The sequence below is a fragment of the Baekduia sp. genome (assembly GCF_035685985.1).
Classification (GTDB): domain Bacteria; phylum Actinomycetota; class Thermoleophilia; order Solirubrobacterales; family Solirubrobacteraceae; genus Baekduia.
In genome coordinates this window covers 275940-294827 of sequence record NZ_DASRZV010000028.1, presented here as the reverse complement: position 1 = coordinate 294827, position 18888 = coordinate 275940, and the positions used below count along the sequence as shown (strand labels likewise).

The 18888-nt window shown below is 75.0% G+C and carries 19 protein-coding genes; 8 read left to right on the top strand and 11 right to left on the bottom strand.

All coding sequences use genetic code 11. From position 1 onward, the window contains the following. Positions 1–6: 6 nt before the first annotated feature. Both VFG42_RS19130 and VFG42_RS19125 read right to left on the bottom strand, forming a co-directional pair. Positions 7–1137 carry a LytR C-terminal domain-containing protein gene (locus tag VFG42_RS19130; protein WP_324910375.1) on the bottom strand — a complete coding sequence of 377 codons (1131 nt, stop codon included), beginning with the start codon at positions 1135–1137 and terminating at the stop codon, positions 7–9. Positions 1138–1150: 13 nt separating this feature from the next. Next, positions 1151–3100, bottom strand: coding sequence for a nucleoside-diphosphate sugar epimerase/dehydratase (locus tag VFG42_RS19125; protein ID WP_324910374.1), 1950 nt, complete (start codon positions 3098–3100; stop codon positions 1151–1153). A gap of 65 nt (positions 3101–3165) precedes the next feature. On the opposite strand from VFG42_RS19125, the gene VFG42_RS19120 reads away from it, so the two are divergent. Continuing rightward, the gene (locus VFG42_RS19120; RefSeq protein WP_324910373.1) at positions 3166–4152 is read left to right on the top strand and encodes a Gfo/Idh/MocA family oxidoreductase; all 987 of its coding nucleotides are present in this window, start codon (positions 3166–3168) and stop codon (positions 4150–4152) included. Here the strand turns inward: VFG42_RS19120 and VFG42_RS19115 are convergent. After that, positions 4149–5165, bottom strand: a complete 1017-nt coding sequence (locus VFG42_RS19115) for a DUF354 domain-containing protein (protein WP_324910372.1) — start codon at positions 5163–5165, stop codon at positions 4149–4151. The two genes, VFG42_RS19120 and VFG42_RS19115, sit on opposite strands and share 4 nt — an antisense overlap. Before the next feature lie 28 nt (positions 5166–5193). On the opposite strand from VFG42_RS19115, the gene rfbG reads away from it, so the two are divergent. Then, complete coding sequence (gene rfbG / locus VFG42_RS19110; protein WP_324910371.1) at positions 5194–6234, top strand: CDP-glucose 4,6-dehydratase; 1041 nt, start codon at positions 5194–5196, stop codon at positions 6232–6234. 49 nt (positions 6235–6283) lie between these two features. Here the strand turns inward: rfbG and VFG42_RS19105 are convergent, their stop codons facing one another. Continuing rightward, positions 6284–7372 (bottom strand): DegT/DnrJ/EryC1/StrS family aminotransferase, encoded by a 1089-nt coding sequence (locus VFG42_RS19105; protein WP_324910370.1) that lies wholly within the window; start codon positions 7370–7372, stop codon positions 6284–6286. Between the two features lie 54 nt (positions 7373–7426). Between VFG42_RS19105 and VFG42_RS19100 the strand changes: the two genes are divergently transcribed. After that, entirely contained in the window at positions 7427–7813 is a 387-nt protein-coding gene (locus VFG42_RS19100) for a hypothetical protein (protein ID WP_324910369.1), read from the top strand. 3 nt (positions 7814–7816) lie between these two features. On the opposite strand, the gene VFG42_RS19095 is transcribed toward VFG42_RS19100, so the two are convergent. Genes VFG42_RS19095 through rfbF form a run of 3 tightly spaced genes read right to left on the bottom strand, consistent with a single transcriptional unit; the run spans position 7817 to position 10755 of the window. Continuing rightward, a complete protein-coding gene (locus VFG42_RS19095) occupies positions 7817–8503 on the bottom strand; it encodes an SDR family oxidoreductase (RefSeq protein WP_324910368.1) in 687 nt (228 codons plus the stop codon). A 39-nt stretch (positions 8504–8542) separates the two neighbouring features. Beyond that, positions 8543–9880, bottom strand: coding sequence for a glycosyltransferase family 2 protein (locus VFG42_RS19090; protein ID WP_324910367.1), 1338 nt, complete (start codon positions 9878–9880; stop codon positions 8543–8545). Next, on the bottom strand, positions 9877–10755 hold the full coding sequence (gene rfbF, locus VFG42_RS19085) for a glucose-1-phosphate cytidylyltransferase (protein ID WP_324910366.1): 879 nt from the start codon (positions 10753–10755) through the stop codon (positions 9877–9879). The genes VFG42_RS19090 and rfbF overlap by 4 nt, the downstream gene beginning before the upstream one ends. 97 nt (positions 10756–10852) lie before the next feature. On the opposite strand from rfbF, the gene rfbH reads away from it, so the two are divergent. After that, positions 10853–12181, top strand: coding sequence for a lipopolysaccharide biosynthesis protein RfbH (gene rfbH / locus VFG42_RS19080; RefSeq protein ID WP_324910365.1), 1329 nt, complete (start codon positions 10853–10855; stop codon positions 12179–12181). 4 nt (positions 12182–12185) lie between these two features. Here the strand turns inward: rfbH and VFG42_RS19075 are convergent, their stop codons facing one another. Together VFG42_RS19075 and VFG42_RS19070 are read right to left on the bottom strand one after the other, a co-directional pair. Continuing rightward, positions 12186–13814, bottom strand: a complete 1629-nt coding sequence (locus VFG42_RS19075; protein WP_324910363.1) for a glycosyltransferase family 4 protein — start codon at positions 13812–13814, stop codon at positions 12186–12188. A gap of 12 nt (positions 13815–13826) precedes the next feature. Then, positions 13827–15233, bottom strand: coding sequence for a hypothetical protein (locus tag VFG42_RS19070; protein WP_324910362.1), 1407 nt, complete (start codon positions 15231–15233; stop codon positions 13827–13829). Positions 15234–15378: 145 nt separating this feature from the next. Here VFG42_RS19070 and VFG42_RS19065 point away from each other — a divergent pair, with 145 nt between their 5' ends. Genes VFG42_RS19065 through purM form a run of 3 tightly spaced genes read left to right on the top strand, consistent with a single transcriptional unit; the run spans position 15379 to position 17817 of the window. Continuing rightward, positions 15379–16038, top strand: coding sequence for a DedA family protein (locus tag VFG42_RS19065; RefSeq protein WP_324910361.1), 660 nt, complete (start codon positions 15379–15381; stop codon positions 16036–16038). Next, entirely contained in the window at positions 16028–16777 is a 750-nt protein-coding gene (locus tag VFG42_RS19060; RefSeq protein ID WP_324910360.1) for an undecaprenyl-diphosphate phosphatase, read from the top strand. The genes VFG42_RS19065 and VFG42_RS19060 overlap by 11 nt, the downstream gene beginning before the upstream one ends. Continuing rightward, positions 16774–17817 carry a phosphoribosylformylglycinamidine cyclo-ligase gene (gene purM / locus VFG42_RS19055; RefSeq protein WP_324910359.1) on the top strand — a complete coding sequence of 348 codons (1044 nt, stop codon included), beginning with the start codon at positions 16774–16776 and terminating at the stop codon, positions 17815–17817. Before VFG42_RS19060 ends, purM begins: the two co-directional genes overlap by 4 nt. Here purM and VFG42_RS19050 read toward each other — a convergent pair. Then, positions 17798–18121, bottom strand: a complete 324-nt coding sequence (locus VFG42_RS19050) for a hypothetical protein (RefSeq protein ID WP_324910358.1) — start codon at positions 18119–18121, stop codon at positions 17798–17800. The genes purM and VFG42_RS19050 overlap by 20 nt on opposite strands. A 96-nt stretch (positions 18122–18217) precedes the next feature. Continuing rightward, positions 18218–18511 carry a winged helix-turn-helix domain-containing protein gene (locus VFG42_RS19045; protein ID WP_324910357.1) on the bottom strand — a complete coding sequence of 98 codons (294 nt, stop codon included), beginning with the start codon at positions 18509–18511 and terminating at the stop codon, positions 18218–18220. Positions 18512–18599: 88 nt separating this feature from the next. On the opposite strand from VFG42_RS19045, the gene VFG42_RS19040 reads away from it, so the two are divergent. Then, on the top strand, positions 18600–18887 hold the full coding sequence (locus VFG42_RS19040; protein ID WP_324910356.1) for an ArsR/SmtB family transcription factor: 288 nt from the start codon (positions 18600–18602) through the stop codon (positions 18885–18887). The last annotated feature ends 1 nt before the right edge of the window (position 18888 follow it).

Sequence of the window (18888 nt, the reverse complement as noted above, 5' to 3'; positions counted from 1 at the left end):
ACGGCCTCAGCCGGTGGTGCCGGTCGTGCCGGTCGCCGTGCCGTTGCTCTGCGGCGAGACGTTCTGGTCGGACCCCACGGTCACGACCACGGTCGCGGTGTCGCCGGCGATCGTCTTGGAGCCGGCCGACAGCGGCTGGATCGCGTCCGCGCCGACGTCGATCGCCTTGGCGACCTGGTCGGCGTCGGCGCGATGGCCGGGAGCGAACTCGACGAGCGTCGCCGAGCGGTCCTGCGTGGCCGCGTTGGTGACGTTGCCGATCTTGTACTTGTTGTTCTGCAGGCGGTTGGCGACGCCGCGGGCCAGGCCGGGGACGGTGGTGCCGTTGAGCACGGCGACCTCGTAGGTGCCGGGCTTGGGCGCCGACGGCGCGGGCGTCGTCTTCTTCTTGTTGGTGGACGACTTGGACGCGCCGCCGGAGGCCGCGCCGTTCTCGCCGACCGTGGTCGTCGGCTGCGTGCCCTTGTCGTCGCTGCCGCCGAGCACGCCGGTGACCAGCACGACGCCGACGACCAGCACGACGAGGATCGCGCCGACGGCGGCGAACAGGCCCGTGCGCGAGCGCGGCTCGTCGTCCTCGGGCTCCTGCAGGCGCGCGGCGCCGGAGCCGGGCGCGCCGCCCCCGGGGCCTCCCGCCGGGACGCGCAGCGGCTGGCCGGGACGCGCGGCGGGCGGCGTCGCGGCGGCCGCGGCGCCGTTGGCGGCGGGCATCGCGGTCGTCGGCTGGCCGCCGGCGGCGGGCGGCGGCTGCGTGGCGGTCGCCCCGGCGGCCGCGGCGGCGCCGGCCGCGCCCGCGGCGGTGGCGGCAGCGGCGGCGGCAGGAGCGGCGGCGGCCTGGCCGGCGGGCGTCGCGGCGGCGGGGCGCACCGGCTGGCCCGGCTGGCCCGGCACGGGCTGGCCCGGGCGCTGCGGCTGGGCGACCACGCGCTGCTGCTGCGCGGCCGCGACCGCGCGCTCCTGCTGCTCGGCCGCGCGCTCGGGCGACCGTCCCGCCCACTCGCGCAGGCGCTTGACCTCGCGTGCCTGGGCGAAGTAGAGGAGGGAGAGAACAGCGAGGCCGAGCACCGACGCGAAGCCGGCGTACGCCCCGTACTGCTCGATCTTGTCGGAGACCGAGAAGGCCAGGATCGACGACATGCAGGGCGCCATGCTAGAGAACGACCTGGCCCGATCCGCCGCTGGGTGGGTGGGAGTCGATTCCCCGCAGCTCGGACAGCGCGGACACCTTGGCCGCGAGCGCCGCCGCGTCGCCCTCCAGCACGAGCAGCGCGACCTCGTCGAACATGGTCTCGACCGTTCGGGGATCCAGGCGATCGCGCTCGGCGCGCAGGATCTTCTCGGCGGGCGTGGGCTGCGTGAGCTCGTAGGGGTTGAACAGCTCCTCGTCGAGCTTCTCGCCCGGGCGGCGCCCGACCTCCTCGATGACGATGTCCTCGCCGGGACGCAGGCCCGACAGCTCGATCATCGTCTCGGCCAGGTTCCAGATCGAGACCGGCTCGCCCATCTCCAGCACGAAGATCTCGCCGCCGGTGCCCAGCGAGCCCGCGCGGATGACGAGCTGGACGGCCTCCGGGATCGTCATGAAGTAGCGCGTCATGCGCCGGTCGGTGACGGTCAGCGGGCCGCCGAGCGCGATCTGCCGGCGGAAGATCGGGACGACCGAGCCGCTGGAGCCCAGGACGTTGCCGAAGCGGACGATCGCGAAGCGCGTCTTGGGCCAGCGGTCCTGCGCGGCCTCGACGGCGTACTCGGCCAGCGCCTTGGACGCGCCCATCACGGTCGCGGGCGTCACGGCCTTGTCGGTGGAGACCAGCACGAAGCGCGCGACGCCGTGCTCGCCCGCCACGCGCGCCATCAGCCGCGTCGCGATCGCGTTGTTGCGCACAGCCTCGACCGGGTTCAGCTCCATCAGGCCCACGTGCTTGTAGGCGGCGGCGTGGAAGACGACCGTCGGGCGGTGCTCGGCGAACACCTCGCGCATCCGCTCGCCCTCCTTGCAGTCGGCGAGCACGACGGCCATCGCGGACGGGTGCACGTGGCGCTCGTCCTCCAGCTCGCGCTGGATGCGGAAGAGGTTGTCCTCGGCGTGGTCGAGCAGGATCAGCTTGCGCGGCGCGACGCGTGAGATCTGGCGGCAGAGCTCGGAGCCGATCGACCCGCCGGCGCCGGTCACCAGGACGACCTCGCCCTCGAGGTAGCGCCCGACGCGGTCCAGCTCCATCCGGACCGGCTCGCGGCCGAGGATGTCCTCGATCTCCACCGGGCGCGCCTGGCGCACGAAGCTGCCGACCGCGCCGCCGGTCTGCAGCAGCTCGAAGACCGTCGGCAGCGTGCGGACCGCGATCCCGCGCGCGCGGCAGGCCGAGACGACGCGGCCGCGCAGCGAGCCCGGCGCCGAGGGGATCGCGATCGTGACCTCGTCGGGCTCGGCCTCGTCGAGGATCCGCGTCAGCTCGTCGGTCCGGCCCAGGACGCGGACGCCGTCGATCCGCATGCGGTGCTTGGTCGGGTCGTCGTCGACGAAGCCGACCGGGCTGAGGCCGAGGTCCGGGTTGCGGACGATCTCGCGCAGCACGAGGCGGCCGCCGTCGCCGGCGCCGACGATCAGCACGCGGCGGGCGCCCGGGCGCGGCTTGAAGCCGCTCAGCGGGCGCTCGTAGACCGTGCGGGCGATGAAGCGCGAGCCACCCACGAAGACCAGCGTGAGCAGGAAGAACGTGACGAGCACGCCGGTCGGGACGCTGAGCGTCGTCTCGCCGCGGCCGGACGGGACGGAGACCGGGTGAAAGAGCGCGTTGAACGCCGGGACGAACAGCGTCGCGACGATGACGGCCTGGACGATCGAGACGTAGTCGCGCTGACCGGCGTAGCGCCAGAACTTGTCGTAGAGCCCGAAGAGCGTGAAGACCAGCAGGCTCGCCGCGACGACGTAGGGCAGCGTGGCCGACAGCAGGTCGCCGTAGTCCGTCGGGATCCCGGCGTCGAAGCGGAGACGGTAGGCGAGGAGGTAGGCCAGCGCAGCCAGCACCGCGTCGATGCCGAGCTGAGGCAGAGAATGGCGGTGCAGCGGAAGCGCAGCCGAGCGAAGGCGCCGGCGCATCCGGGGCATTGTAGGCGCCATCCCGGCCTCAAGCCGCAGGAACTCGTTCCGATCACCGAGGGGAGATGGTGAGAGCGATCGTGCTCGGTGCCGGCCCGGCCGGCGAGCGTCACGCGCGGGCATTCCGCGCGTTGGCCGATCGCTGCCTGCTCGCGGGCGTCTACGACCCCGACCCCGACGCCGCCAAGCAGCTGGCGATGACGCTGGGGATCCCGTGGCAGGAGGCGCTGGAGCCGGCGTTCCAGGAGGCGCACGTCGCGATCGTCGCCGGCGCGGTCGAGTACCGCCCGCGCCTGGCCCGCGCCGCGCTGGAGGCGGGCCTGGACGTGCTGATCGAGCCGCCGCTGGCCGCCACGGTCGAGCTGGCGCACGGGCTGCTGAGCGCGATCGTCCGCGCCCCGCGGCGCCCGGTCGCGATGGTCGCCTTCGACGAGCACTTCGACCCGACGATCCGCGAGCTGCGCGCGCTGGTCGCCGACCAGGCGCTGGTCAGCGTCCACGCCGACCGGCTGGACCCCGCGGTCAGCGGCGGGCCGGCGCCGGAGCTGGACGTCGTCCACGCGCTGATGGCCCAGGACCTGCAGTTCGTCCTGGCGCTGAGCGGCGAGCCGATCGCCGCCACCCAGGCCGCCGGGCGCCGCATGCGCCGCGGCGGGCCGATCGACCACGCGCAGGCGCTGCTGGTGATGGAGGACGACCTCGTCGCCTCGCTGGTCGCCTCGCGCGCCGGCGGCGGGCACGTCCGGCGCCTGTGGGTGACGACCACCCAGGCCGAGATCACCGCCGACCTGGGCACGCGCACGATCGAGGCGCAGCGCACGACCTCGACGACCGGCCGCCACGAGGCGGTCGTCCAGCGCATCGAGCTGCCCTACGTCGACGCCGCGGTCGCCCAGGCCGCCGCGTTCCTGCGCTACGCCGAGCGCCGGACCGCGCCCGAGGTCGGCATCGGCCAGGCCATCGCCGTCCAGGAGGCGGCGCTGGCGATCGCCAAGCGCGTCGAGCTGATCGCGCAGCGCCCGGCGATGCGGCGCGGGCCGCAGGCCGCCTAGCGCGGGGCGCCCAGCGGCGACAGCGCCAGCGCGAGCAGGTCGCGCGGGTCGCGTCGGATCCGGTCGTCGGCGACCGTGCCGTCGGCGCTCGTGCGCTTGGTGACGACGACCTCGTCGGCGGAGGTCAGCTTGTGCAGGCGGCCCTCGCGGATGAGGCGCTCGTCGACGGCGCCGAGGCGGCCCTCGAAGGTCGTGTGGACCGGCGTGCCGAGCGCGACGGCCTCGCGGTTCATCGTGCCGCCGGCGGAGACCACGAGGTCGGCGTGGGCGATCAGCGACTGCGCGTCGATCGCGCGCTCGGGGACGATGAAGCCGCCCGCGCGCTGAAGCTCGGCGCGCTGGTCGGCCACGCGCGGCAGGACGACGGTCTGGGCCTGCTCGCGCAGGCGCAGCAGGACCGCGCCGAAGAGGTCGTTCTCGAAGCGGTGGTAGAGGCTGACGCTCGGCGGCGTGCGGACGACCGCGATCGGCTGGGCGGGGTCGAGCCCGAGCTCGTCGAGGACCTCGGGATCGGGCGCGAAGTCGGAGAGGTAGTACTCCTCCTTGAGCCCCGCGTAGGCCTGGATCTTGCCCTTGGCGCCGTAGCGGTAGAGGCGCTCCGGCGGGATCGCGTCGGGGACGACGACCGCGTTGCCCAGCCGGCAGTTGACCGTGTGCTGGACGGTCGCGAACTCGTAGTCGAACATCGTGCTGCGCGGGATCCGCAGCAGCGCGGCGGCGACCGTGACGTCGTTGGAGCCGTGGCCGATGGCGACGTCGAACCTCCGCCCGCGCGCGTACTTGACCAGCGCCGCGCTGCGGTCGGCCAGGCCGATCGCCTTGGCGCCGAGCTTGGCGCCGCGGTGGCGGCCGATGACCTCGGCGTCGAGGCCATGGCGCCGCGCGAGCGCGACGGTCTGCGCGAAGTCGCGCGCGGTGACCGCCACCTCGTGGCCGTCGGCCCGCAGCGCCTCGATCAGCGGGCGCAGCACGAGGACGTGCGGGGAGTTGGTGAGGTCGAACCAGGCGCGCACCGGCCGGGGACGCTAGCGTCGCGCGCTGATGAGCGCTCTTCCCGATCCCGCCTTCTGGTCCGGCCGGCGCGTGCTGGTGACCGGCGACACCGGCTTCAAGGGCGCGTGGCTGGCGCTGTGGCTGGTGGAGCTGGGCGCGCGGGTGAGCGGCTTGGCGAACGGCGTGCCGACCGAGCCGTCGCTGTGGGAGGCCGCCGGGGTGGGCGCGCTGATCGAGCACCACGGGGGCGACGTGCGCGACGCGGCGCGGGTGGCCGAGGTCGTGGAGGCCGCGGAGCCCGAGGTCGTCTTCCACCTCGCCGCGCAGCCGATGGTGCGGCGCTCGTACCTGGAGCCGGCCGAGACCTACGCGACCAACGTGATGGGGACGGTCCACGTGCTGGACGCGATCCGCCGCGCCGGGTCGGTGCGCGCGGGCGTGGTCGTCACGACCGACAAGGTGTATGACAACCGCGAGTGGCCGTGGGGCTACCGCGAGGACGAGCCGCTGGGCGGCCACGACCCGTACTCGTCGTCCAAGGGCGCGGCGGAGCTGGCCACCGCGGCCTACCGCTCGTCGTTCTTCTCCGCGGACGGCACGGCGGCGATCGCCAGCGCCCGCGCGGGCAACGTGATCGGCGGCGGCGACTGGGGCGAGGACCGCCTGGTGCCCGACATCTACCGCGCGGTCGCCGCGGGCGAGGCGGTCCGCATCCGCAACCCGCACGCGATCCGCCCCTGGCAGCACGTGCTCAACCCGTTGTCGGGGTACCTGGTCCTCGCCGAGCGCATCTGGGCCGACCGCGCGCTGGCCAAGGCCTACAACTTCGGTCCGGCCGACGACGACGTCCGCCCGGTCGGGTGGCTGGTGGAGCAGCTCGCCGTCCACAGCGAGATCGACGACGGCCCCCACCCCCACGAGGCGCACTGGCTGAAGCTCGACTCGTCGCTGGCGCGCACGACGCTGGGCTGGTCGCCCGCCTGGGGCCTCGCCGAGGGCCTGCGCGCGACCGCCGACTGGTACCGCGCGCACCGCGCGGGCGACGACGTGCTCGCGCTGACGCGGTCGCAGATCGCCGCGTTCGGCTGACGGGGCCGAGCATCCCGGAATGCTGCGACCGAATGAATGAATCACGACACTAGGCCGCGACCAGCGCGCGCTGGATCGCGGTCGAGACCTCGTCGGTCTGCGCCGCGGTCAGCGCCGCGCCGATCGGGATCGCGAGGTGCGTGCGGGCGGCCTCGGCGGTCCCGGGCAGCGGGCGCGAGGGGGCCCACTGGCGCATCGGCGGCTGCTCGTGGACCGGCGTGCGGTAGTAGGGGCGCGCGCCGATGCCGGCCGCCTCCAGCGCCGTGTGCAGGCGGTCGGCGGCGGCGTGACGGATCACGTAGAGGTGCCAGGCGGCGCGGGTGCCGGGCGTGGCGCGCGGCAGGTCGACGACGCCGTCCAGCGCGGCGGCGTAGCGGTCGCCGGCGGCGGCGCGGGCGGCGGCCCAGGCGTCGAGGCGCGGGAGCTGCACGCGCAGGATCGCGGCCTGCAGCTCGTCGAGCCGGCTGTTGTAGCCGATGTCGACGTAGTCGACCTTGTCGGCCGAGCCGTGGAAGCGCAGCGTGCGGACGCGCTCGGCCAGCGCGGCGTCGCCGGTGGTGATCGCGCCGCCGTCGCCGAACGCGCCGAGGTTCTTGGAGGGGTAGAAGCTGAACGTCGCGATCGTGCCCACCGCGCCGGGGCGGCCGTCGGCGCCGACCGAGCCCGCCGCCTGCGCGGCGTCCTCCAGCACCGGCACGCCGAGCGCCTCGATCTCCTTCACCGGCGCGACGTTGCCGAACAGGTGGACGACGACGACCGCCTTGGTCTTCGGCGTCAGCGCGGCCTGCACGGTCTCGGCGGTGACGCACATCGTGTCCGGGTCGACGTCGCAGAAGACCGGCGTCGCGCCGGTCGGCGGGATCGCCTCGGCCGAGGCCCAGAACGTGAACGACGGCACGACGACCTCGTCGCCCGGACCGACGCCCAGCGCGCGCAGCGCGATCGTGATCGCCTCGGTCCCGTTGGCGACGCCGACCGCGTGCCCGGCGCCCAGGTAGGCGGCGAACTCGGTCTCGAAGGCCTCGACCTCCGGCCCCAGCACGAACGCCCCGCCGTCGAGCACGCGGTGGACCGCGGCGCGGAGGTCGGCGCGCAGCGGCGCCCGGGGCGAGACGGGGTCGAAGAGGGGAACCGGCATCGGGCCAGAGCCTAGCCCGCTCAAGGCCGCCCGCCCGGCGCCGACTCAAGGGTCATGGTGTCCTCGCCGCACCCGTCGCCCGTGGCCGCGCCCGCCGTCTACCGCGCGGTGCTCGACGGCGACTGGTCCGATGCCGCGACGCACGGCGCCATCCTCCCCGTGCTGGCCACGTTCTGCCGCCTGTTCGGCCCGGACGACCCGGCCGAGCTGGTCTTCGCCACCGATCCCGGCTACGAGCAGGCGGTCGGCGGCTTCATCGCCGCGCTGCTGCGCGCGGTCGCGCCCGACGCGGAGCCGCCGGTCCTGCTGGCCAAGAGCCGCGAGGAGGCCCAGGGCGAGCCGTCGGAGCTGTGGATCACGCTCTGCGGCGACGCCACCCGGGACGCGGTCGCCGCCGCGGACGCCACCGCGTGCCTCGCGGCGCGGCGCGCGTCGCTCTGAGCGCTACGGCGCGCCCGCCGGGCGGATCAGCACCTCGTTGACGTCGACGTGCGGCGGCTGGGAGATCGCGTACATCACGGCCCGCGCGACGTCGTCGGCCTCCAGGCGTCCCGGGTTGACCTCGTCCCACAGCGGCGTGTTGACGCCGCCGGGCTCGACGACCGTCACCCGCACGCCGCTGCCGCCGACGTCCTGGCGCACGGCCTCCCCCATCGCCGCGGTCGCCCAGCGCGTGACCGAGTAGAGGCTCGGCAGGACGCGGCGCCCGGCCGCCGAGGACATGACGACCGCGTGACCGCGCGCCTCGATCAGCGCGGGCAGCGCCGCGCGCAGCGTCAGCGCCGGGCCGAGCACGTTGGTGAGGACCATGTCGCGCCAATGCTCGGGCGTGTCGGCCGTCCAGCCCGGCGCGCCGTGCACGCCCGCGTTGGCGAACGCGACGTCCAGCCGTCCGAAGCGGCTCACCGCCGCGTCGACCGCCGCGACGTTGCCCTCCCACTCGCGCACGTCGGCGACGACCGTCGCCGCGCGCTCGGGACCGCCCAGCTCGTCGGCCAGCGCCTCCAGCGTGCTCGCCGTGCGCCCCGCCAGGACCACGCGCAGCCCGTCGGCGACCGCGCGACGCGCCGTCGCCGCGCCGATGCCGCTCCCGGCGCCGGTGATCAGCAGGACCCGTCTCTCGTCGGCCACGGCGTGCTCTTCGGCGGCGCGCCGCCGACCTCCTGCGCGCTAGGCGGCCAGGGCGGCGGCCGGGTCCAGCGTCTCGAAGCGCGCCGGGTCGGGCGCCGCGGCGAAGGGATCGGGCATCGCGTAGGGGAAGACCGGCACGCCCGCGTCCTCGGCGCGCGCGACCAGCTCGTCGCCCCAGCGCGCCAGCGCCAGTCGGCCCGGGCGCAGCAGCGCCGCGGTGGTCTCGCCGGTCGCCAGGACGACCTCGGGCAGCGCGTCGCCGCGCCACGGCTCCAGGAGGTTCGCGGCCTCCCGCGCGTCGTCGTCGTCCACGGCCAGCAGCACGCGGCCGGTCAGCGGGCGCAGCTCCGCCAGCGCCGCGGCCAGCGCCGCGGCCTCGCCGGCGTCGCGCGGCGCGTCGCCCACGACCTCCAGCGGGACGCTCGCCGGCGCCAGGCCGGACTCGGCCATGAGGGCCTGCAGGCGTTCGCGCAGGCCGTGGTCCCCCGGCGTGCGGGCCAGCGCGCGCAGCAGCGCGGTGTAGGAGGCCCAGCCGTCGGCGACGCGGCGGATGCCCGCCTCGTGCAGCGACGTGGCGACGATCTGGTAGGAGATCGACACCATCGTGTCGCGCAGCGGGCGCCACGCGTCGGGGAGGCGCTCGTCGCCGAAGGCGTGCTCCAGCGTCGCGGGCACGTCGCGCCCGTTGAGCCCGGCCATCGACCCCGAGTGGGTGATCGTCGCCGCGTGCATGCGGTTGGCGATCAGCGGCTCGGGCAGCGTGGCGAAGGCGTGGCGCAGCGACAGGCGCAGCCACGCCAGCCAGTCGGCGGCGTAGTAGGAGCGGACGTCGAAGCCGCCGACGGCGCGCAGCGCGTCGGTGCGGACGACGACCGACTGGCAGGAGATGAAGTTCGCGGGGATCAGCCGGCGGAAGAAGCCCGGCGCCAGCGTCAGGCGCGCGGTCGTGGAGTGGTCGGGGCAGACCGTGCCCAGCGGCGTGCCGTCCGGGGCGATCTGGTCGGCGGTCGAGCTGGCCAGGGCGGCGCCGGTCGCCCGCAGCGCGTGCACCTTGCAGGCCAGGTTGCCCGGGTACATGACGTCGTCGGACGCGAACGGCACGAAGAACTCGCACCCGGTCTCGGCCAGGGCGCGGTTCAGGCTGCCGTAGTAGGTCAGGTCGAAGGGGTTGGCGGCGGCGATCACCCGCGGGTCGCGGGCCGCGTACTCGCGCGCGAGCTCCAGCGAGCCGTCGGTCGAGCCGTTGTCGAGCACCCGCACCTCGACGTCGACGTCGGCCTGCGCCAGCACGCTCTCGATCGCCTGGGCGAAGTAGGCGCGGCCGTCGCGGACCGGCAGCGCCACGCAGACCCGGGCGGGGGCGGACGCGGGCGTCATCGCGCCGCGGACCGCAGCAGCGCGTCGACGGCGTCGCCGGCGCGGCGCCGCGGTGCCGGCGCGGGCGCGACGTCGTCGGCGCGGTCCTCCCAGACGCGCCACGGCGCGTCACCGGCGTCCCAGAGGGCGCGCAGGCCCTCGACGTCGCGGACCGTGTCGGCGCACTGCCAGAAGCCGTCGTGGCGGTAGACCTGCAGCTCGCCGTCGGCGGCCAGCGACTCCAGGGGGTCGCGCTCCAGGACGCAGCCGTCGTCGGCCGACAGGCGGTCGAGCACGGCGCGGTCGAAGACGAAGAAGCCGCCGGAGATCAGGCCCTGGCCCGTCGGCTTCTCGGCGAAGCGGGAGACCGACGTGCCGTCGAGCGCCAGCTCGCCGAAGCGCGACGGCGGCTGCACCCCGGTGACCGTCGCCAGGCGGCCGTGCGAGCGGTGGAAGGCCAGCAGCGCCTGGAGGTCGACGTCGGCGAGGCCGTCGCCGTAGGTGCAGAGGAACACGTCGTCGTCCTGGAGGTGGTGGGCGACGCGCTTGACGCGAGCGCCGGTCATCGCCTGCTCGCCGGTGTCGACCAGCGAGACGTTCCAGTCCTCCACCTCGCGCGTGGCGTACTCGACCTCGCCGGAGGCCAGCGAGACCGTGAGGTCGCTGCGCATCGCGTGGTAGTCGAGGAAGTACTGCTTGATCGTCGAGCCGCGGTAGCCCAGGCAGCAGACGAAGTCGGTCAGCCCGTGGGCCCCGTAGAGCTTCATGATGTGCCACAGCAGGGGCCGACCGCCCACCTCGACCATCGGCTTGGGGCGGTACTCGGTCTCCTCGCGCATGCGTGTGCCCAGGCCGCCGCACAGCAGCACGACCTTGGGGCCGCGTGAAGGGGTCATCGCTCCGGTGATCGGACGATCGTCCACCGGCCTTTACCCCGTGTCAGGCCGCCGCCCGCGCCTCAAGTCCCTCACGCGCGGGACCGATTGCGTGGGTATGGCTCCCTCCGCCGATCAGATCCTCGCGCTCGTGGCCGAGTACGCCGCCGAGCGCCACCAGCGACCGGCGTTCGACCCCGCGAACCCGTCGGTCCCGGTCTCCGGCAAGGTCTTCGGGCCCGAGGAGGTCGTCGAGCTGGTCCGCACGAGCCTCGACTTCTGGCTGACGTCCGGTCCGGAGACCAAGCGCTTCGAGCGCGAGCTGGCCCGCAAGGCCGGGCTGCGCCACGCGCTGATGGTCAACTCCGGCTCGTCGGCCAACCTCGCGGCGGTGACCGCGCTGACCTCGCCGATGCTCGGCGAGCGCGCGCTGCAGCCGGGCGACGAGGTCATCACGGTCGCCGCGGGCTTCCCGACGACCGTCAACCCGCTGGTCCAGAACGGGCTGGTCCCGGTCTTCGTCGACGTGGAGCTGCCGACCTACAACATCGACCCGGCGCTGCTGGAGGCCGCGGTCTCCGACAGGACCCGCGCGGTCGTCATCGCCCACACGCTCGGCAACCCGTTCGACCTCGGCGCGGTCACCGACCTCTGCCGCCGGCACGGCCTGATGCTCATCGAGGACTGCTGCGACGCGCTCGGAGCGACCTACGACGGCCGGCCGGTCGGGACGTTCGGCGAGCTGGCGACGCTGTCGTTCTACCCCGCCCACCACATCACCACGGGCGAGGGCGGCGCGGTGCTCGCCAACCGCGGGATCATGAAGCGGATCGTCGAGATCGTCCGCGACTGGGGCCGCGACTGCTGGTGCGACCCGGGCTGCGACAACACGTGCGGCAAGCGCTTCTCGCAGCGCTTCGGCTCGCTGCCCGAGGGCTACGACCACAAGTACGTCTACTCGCACCTGGGCTACAACCTCAAGGCCACCGACATGCAGGCGGCCGTGGGCCACGCGCAGCTGGCGCGCCTGGACGAGTTCGTCGCCGCCCGTCGCGCCAACCACGCGTACCTGCGCGACGCGCTGGCCGACCTCGAGGACGTCCTGATCCTGCCCGAGCCGACGCCCGGCTCGGATCCGTCCTGGTTCGGCTTCGCGGTCACCGTCCGGCCCGACGCGGGCTTCGGCCGCCGGGCGCTGGTCGACCACCTCGAGGCCGCGGGCATCGCCACGCGCCTGCTGTTCGCCGGCAACCTGCTGCGCCAGCCGGCCTACGCCGACGTCGAGCACCGCGTCGTCGGGACGCTGGACCGCACCGACCTGGTCGCGGCGAACACGTTCTGGGTCGGCTGCTACCCGGGCCTCGGCGAGGCGCACCTGGAGCACGTCGCCGACGAGCTGACGCGCTTCCGGGCGGGCGCCCGGCCGCTGCTGCGCGCGGCGGCCTGACGGCTCAGGCGGCGGCGACGGCCGGCGTCGCCGGCTCGGGCGCGACCAGCGGCGGCAGCTCGGACTCGCCGCGCAGCAGCGCGTCGTAGCGCGGCGCGATCGCGTCCCACGTGTAGCAGGCCGACCAGTGCGCGCGGCCGGCCTCGCCGAGCGCGCGGCGCGCCGGCTCGTCGGCCAGCAGCTCGCGGACGGTCGGCAGGAAGGCGTCGAGGTCGACGATGCGACCGCCGGCGTGCTCGTGCACGGCGCCGCAGTGCGGGGTCGCGATCCACGGCAGGCCATGGCTCATGGCCTCCAGCACGACCAGCGGCGTCGCCTCGGCCAGCGAGGGCAGCAGCAGCGCGCTCGCGCCGCGCATCAGGCCGGCGACCTCCTCCCGCGAGCCGGCGCCGAAGAGGCGCACGCGCGGGTCGCGCCCGGCGGCGGCGGAGATCTCCTCCGCCAGCCCCGGGTGCAGCAGCGACGGCGTGCCGACGTGGACGAGCGGGACGTCGTCGTCGTGGCGCGCGAGGTGCTCGAGCAGGCCGACGTGGTTCTTCTCGGGCCACATGTTGCCGACGACGAGCAGGAACGGATCGCCCGGCGCGAGGCCGACGCGGCCCAGGACCGACGGGTCGGGGTCGGCGGCGATGACCGCGTTGGGCACGTAGGTGGGCGGCAGGTCCAGCTCGGCCGCCATGCGGGCGTCGTAGCTGTGCAGCGAGGAGTGCCCGACCGCGCCGGCGCCGGCGAGCAGCGCGTGGTAGCGGCGCAGGAGCATCGGCGTCCGCCGCAGCGTCGCGTCCCAGTCGCGGTTGACGCACGGGACGACGACCGCGCGCGGCCGCGGGTGCGGGAGCACCAGCGGCGCCATGATCGGCCAGGCCAGCGGGCCGGCGAACGAGAGGATCGCGTCCGGCGCGTGCTGCTCGACGAGCGCCGCGAAGTCCGTCGCCTCGCGCTTGTGGCCGACCTCGAGGATCGCGAGGCCGCGGTGCCGGCAGGACACGCGGTCGGGATGGCGCCCGGTCACGACGGCCACCTCCCAGCCGAGCTCGCGCAGCGCGACGCCCGCGTCCTCGGCCAGGCGCTCGGAGCCGCCGCTGGACGGGAAGAAGTGCTCGACGGCGATCATCAGCCGACCGCGACGCCGCGGGACGGGCCGCTCGCTCGGCCGCATCGCCAGCTCGACGTCCAGCACCGCCAGGCCGGCGCGCTCCGGGTCGACGGCGCGCACGCGGTCGGCGGCCCGGCGCGCCAGCGGCCACTCGCCGCACGCGTTGGCGGCGACGGCCACGGCGAGCCAGCGGTCGGCGTCGTCGCGCCGCAGGCCCGCGGCCCGGAGGCGCGCCCCGAGCGCCTGGCGCGGGTCGCCGTGGGCGCCCGCGATCTCCGCGAGGTTCTCGATCGCGTCCAGGCAGGTCGGATCGGCGACGAGCGCCGCCTCCATGTGGCTCAACGCCGAGGCGGGCTCCCCGCTGCCGTGCGCCACCACGCCCAGGTCCACCAGCCACCGCGCCCGCATCGGGCCGTCGGCGTCCTCCATGCGCGGCGCGAGCGCCTGGAGGCGCCGCGCGGTCTCCGGCAGCGGCTCGGCGCCGAACGCCGCCTCGACGGCGTCCAGCTCGGCGGCGAGGTCGGTCGCGGTCGGCATCGGACGTGGTCCCTAGGCGGCGGCGCGGCGCGCGTCGGAGGCCTCGCCGAGCGTGCGGACGGCCTCCATCTGGCCGCGCACGCGGGCCTGGGCCTCGACGACCCGGCCGAGGTCGCTCGCGGCGGCCTCCAGGTCGGGGCCGCCCGGGACGCGGGAGAGCATGTGCTGCTGCAGGCGCGCGATCTCCGGCCCGCCGGTCGGGCCGTGGCCGCGGCGCTCCAGCCAGCCGCCCAGGCCCTCGACGGTCGCCTCGTCGGCGCCCAGGTCGCGACCGGCGGCGGTCGCCAGGAGGGTCAGCTGGCGGGTGGTGCGCGCGAGGACCGCGGCGCGGAAGGCGTCGCCGTTCCACTCGGTCAGGTCCGCGCGGTCGTGCAGGTAGTCGCTGTCGTCGCCGTAGTGGTCGTACTGGACGTGCCAGCCGCCGGCGCGCTCCTCGGCGGCAAAGCGCCCGAGGCGCTCGGCGATGACCTTGCGGCGGCCGTGCTCGGCGGAGCGGATCGGGTAGTGGCGCAGGAGGAACGGCACCGGGAAGACGCGCTTGCCCTCGAAGAGGACGTCGTGGCCGCCGTGGTGGGCGAGGTTGACCGGGCCGCCGGGATGGCGCTTCCAGGCCTTGACCTGCAGCAGGTCGTAGGCGCCGGGCTCCTCGTAGAAGCGCAGCGCGTCGCGCACGTCGGTGCCGGGCACGAAGCGATCCTCGGCCGTCGGGCGGAAGTTGACCAGCTCAAAGTTCACCGCGCTGTAGCCGAGCTCGTCGACCTCGCGCAGCCCGTCGCCGAGCGTGACGCCGGGCCACGGGGCCTCGCGGAACTCGTCGGCGTTGACGAACAGGTACCAGTCGGCCTCGACCTCGCCGCTGACCTGCTCGACGCGGCGCAGGATGTCGCGCCAGACCATCTCGTGGGCGTTGCGCTCGTCGAAGCCGGGGCCCGACTCGTCGGGGAAGCGCTCGACGCGGACCAGGCCGCGGCCCAGCCACGGCCGGGCGGCCGCGACCGTGTCGTCGGTGGAGCGATGGTCCAGGAGGTAGACGTCGACGCCCTCGGCGACCAGCGCGCCGATCGCGGCGCCGATCACGTCGCCCTCGTTGTAGGCGGGCATGATCGCCAGCGCGCGGAAGTCGCGCTCGCGCTCGGCCAGCGCCGCGGCGTGGGCCTCCGCCCGCGCCTCGGCGGTCGTCAGGACCGACAGGACGCCGGGCGTGGGCATGTCGACGCCGCTGACCGAGCCGTGCTCGAAGCCGTGGCGGGCGAGCGCGTCGGCGGCGGTCGCCACGTCCCAGCCGGGGACCCAGAGCACGAGCGCCTCGACGCGCGGGAGCGCGTCGGCCAGCGCGGCCAGGAGGTCGTCGGACGGCTCGGCGTCGACGAGCAGGACGGCGCCGTCGTGCCCGGCGGGCAGCGCGTCGTCCACGGGCACGATGGGGCACGCCGCGCGACGGGCGAGCCGACGCGCGGCCGCGAGGGCCGGAGAGGGAGCGTCCACGCCCTCGTGATCGGCCCTGTGACGGGCGGCTTGAGCGTTCAGGTCATCGTAAGGCCGGTCCTCTAGCCTCTGCCGTCGCATGCTCATCGCCGCCCTGATCCTGGCCTCGGTCACCGACAAGCTCGCCGAGTTCGCCACGAACGTCGTCGGCGACCTCGGCCTGCCCGGGATCTTCCTGCTGATGGTGCCCGAGAGCGCCTGCATCCCGATCCCGTCCGAGGCCACGATGCTGTTCGCGGGCTTCAACGTCAGCGAGGGCAAGTACTCGCTCGTGGCGGCGGTCCTGGTCGGCTCGGTGGCCAACCTGATCGGGTCCTGGATCGCCTACGCGATCGGCTACTACGGGCGCACCGAGCTGCTGGAGCGCCACAAGATCTTCCACGTCAAGCCCGAGCAGCTGGCGCTGACCGAGCGCTGGTTCGAGCGCTGGGGCATCTGGGCCGTGTTCTTCAGCCGCATGCTGCCGATCGTGCGCACGTTCATCTCGCTGCCCGCGGGCGCGGCGCGGATGCCGTTCTGGCGCTTCAGCGCCGCGACGTTCGCCGGCTGCGTGCCGTGGATCCTGATGCTGACGCTCGTCGGCAAGGCCGCGCGCGACAACTGGACCGAGTGGAAGGACCGCCTGCACTACGTCGACTACGGCGTGGCGGCGATCATCGTCCTGGCGATCGGCTACTTCGGCGCCAAGTGGTGGCAGCGCCGCCGGGCGCGGCGGGTCGCCGCGACCGATGTCGCGTGAGCTGAGCCTCGTCCAGGCGGTGGCGCTCGGGGCCCTGCACGGGCCGGCCGAGCTGCTGCCGGTGTCCTCGTCGGCGCACGTCGCGCTCGTCCCCCGGCTGCTCGGATGGCGGACGCTGCCGCCCGAGCTGGAGAAGGCCTTCGAGGTGATGCTGCACGCGGGCACGCTGGGCGGGCTGGCGCTGATCGTGCCGTGGCCGTCGCCGCGCTTCGCGCTCGCGACGACTCTGCCCGGCGCCGTGGTCGGGCTGACGCTGGAGCGGCCGATCGAGCGGCGGCTCGGCGGGACCCGCGCGACGGCGGCCGGGCTGGTCGCCGGCTCGTTGGCGATGCTCGTCGCCGACCGGCGCGACCGCGGGTCGCGGCCGGCCGAGTCCGCCACGACGCGCGACGCGCTGGCGCTCGGCGTCGCGCAGGCGTGCGCGCTGTGGCCCGGCGTCTCCCGCCTCGGCCTGACGCTCGCGGCCGCCCGCACGCGCGGCTTCTCGCGCGACGCGTCCTTCGCGCTCGCGCGCACCGCCGGCCTGCCGGTCGTCGCCGGAGCGACGCTGCTCAAGGGCGTCCGCCTCGCCCAGTCCCCTCCCCCGCCCGCGCTGCGCGCGCCGTTCGCCGCCGGCGTCGCCGCGGCGTTCGCCTCCACGCTCGCCGCCGCGCCGCTGCGCCGCGTCACGGCGCTGGCGCCGTGGGCGGCCGAGCGGATCGTGCTGGCCGGTCTGGCTGTGCGACGATCAGCGCGATGAGTGACGCATACGCCGCCGCGGGCGTGGACACCGACCAGGCCGACGAGGGCGTCGGCGCGCTGGTCTCGGTCCTGAGGACGATCGAGACCGGCAGCCCGTCGCGGTCGGTCGTGCCCAGCGGCCACTACGCGTCGGTGCTGCGCGTCACCGACGACCTCGGGATCGCGATCGCCACCGACGGCGTCGGCTCCAAGCTCGTCGTCGCCGAGCGGGCCGACCGGCTGGAGACCGTCGGCATCGACTGCGTGGCGATGAACGTCAACGACCTGATCTGCGTCGGCGCCGAGCCGATCGCGCTGGTCGACTACCTCGCGGTCGAGGAGGTCGACGCCGGGCGCCTGGCGCGCATCGCCGTCGGGCTGAAGGTCGGCGCCGAGGCCTCGGGCTGCGAGGTCCCCGGCGGCGAGCTGGCCGTGCTGCCCGAGCTCATCAAGGGCCACCCGTCGCCGCACGGCTTCGACCTCTGCGCGACCGCGATCGGCACGGTCGCGATCAAGGACCTCGTCCTCGGCGACCGTATCGCGCCCGGCGACGCGGTCATCGGCGTGCCGTCCTCGGGCCTGCACTCCAACGGCTACACGCTGGCCCGCCGCGTGCTGGAGCCGCTGGGCCTGGACGCCAAGCCCGCCGAGCTTCAGGGCGCCTCGGTCGCCGACGCGCTCCTGGAGCCGACGGTCATCTACGTCCGCGCGGTGCTCGACCTGCTGCGCTCCGAGGTCGACGTCCGCGGCCTGGCGCACGTCACCGGCGGCGGCCTGAACAACCTCCTGCGCCTGGGCGCCGGCTTCGAGATCTCCGACCCGCTGCCGGTTCCGCCGGTCTTCGGGCTGATCCAGAAGCTCGGCGAGGTCTCCGTGGCCGAGATGTGGGAGGTCTTCAACATGGGCTGCGGCTTCGTCGCCGTCGTGCCCGAGGCCGACGCGGACGCCGCGACCGCGATCCTCGCCGCCCGCCACCCGGGCGCGCGGCGGATCGGCACGACGACCGACACCGGGACCGCGACGGTCCCGAGCCTGGGCCTCAGCTTCCCTGTGCGCTGAGCTGCTTGGTCATCGCGTCGACGCGCCCCTCCAGGGCCTCGACGCGCTCGGCCAGCGACGGCTCGTCGTCCTCGCGCGCGACGGCGGCGCGCAGGTCGGGCACGGTGAACCACGCGTAGGGCACGTCGCAGGCCGCGGCGATCACGCGCAGGTGGGTCTCCTCGGCGCGGCCGCGGGACGTTCCGAGGTCCTTGACCGTGGAGCGGCTGAGCGGCACGCGGCGCGCCAGCTCGTCCCATGAGCTGATGTCCGCGAGGGCCATCGCCGCCCGGATGCGCCGCCGGATCTCCGCCTGCTCGAGCACCGAGCACGCGACCGTAGAGAGGACAGAATCGGCCGGAGGCCGACAGGATCGCCGCCCTGGTCACCTCTGCGCCGAATCGGCGGGATATCGGCCGATTCAGACCCGCTGTCCGGGTGGCACGGCGGCGCGCAGCAGGCGCTCCAGCTTCCCCCATCCGTTCGTGGTCGTCCGCCACACGCGTTCCTCGAACGCGCGCCGGCGGCGGATCTCGTGCGGCTCGACCAGACCGGCGTCGGCGAGCTTGCGGACGTGGTAGAGCGCGGCGCTCGGCGACAGCCCGACGAGCTCTCCGAGCTCGCGCGCCGAGGACGGCGTGCGCTCGAACAGGACGAGCGCCTGGAGGCGGACGGGATGGCCGACGGCGGCGAGAAGGAAGGTCTCTTCGAGCATGCGCAGGAGGTCCGACCATACGGCCTCCGGCGCTCGAACGCGAAAGATCTGTCGTAACTGTTCAGCAGATCCTTTACAGTCGCCTCTCGTGGACGAGCCGCTCTCCGCCGAGGTCCTGCACGCTCTCGCGCATCCGCTGCGCCTCGCCGCGCTGGTCGCGCTGGAGGCCGGCAAGCGCGAGCCCGCCGACCTCGCCGCCGCGCTGGGCGTCGCCGAGCCGGAGCTGATGGAGCACCTGCACGTGCTCGACGCCGCCGGGCTGGTGACGATCGACTACGACACCGGAGCGGTCGCCGCGCGGTCGCCGGGCTGGGCCGCGATCGCCCAGCGCCTGGCCGCCCTGCAGCGCGACTCGAAGGACAGAAAAGGTCCCTGAG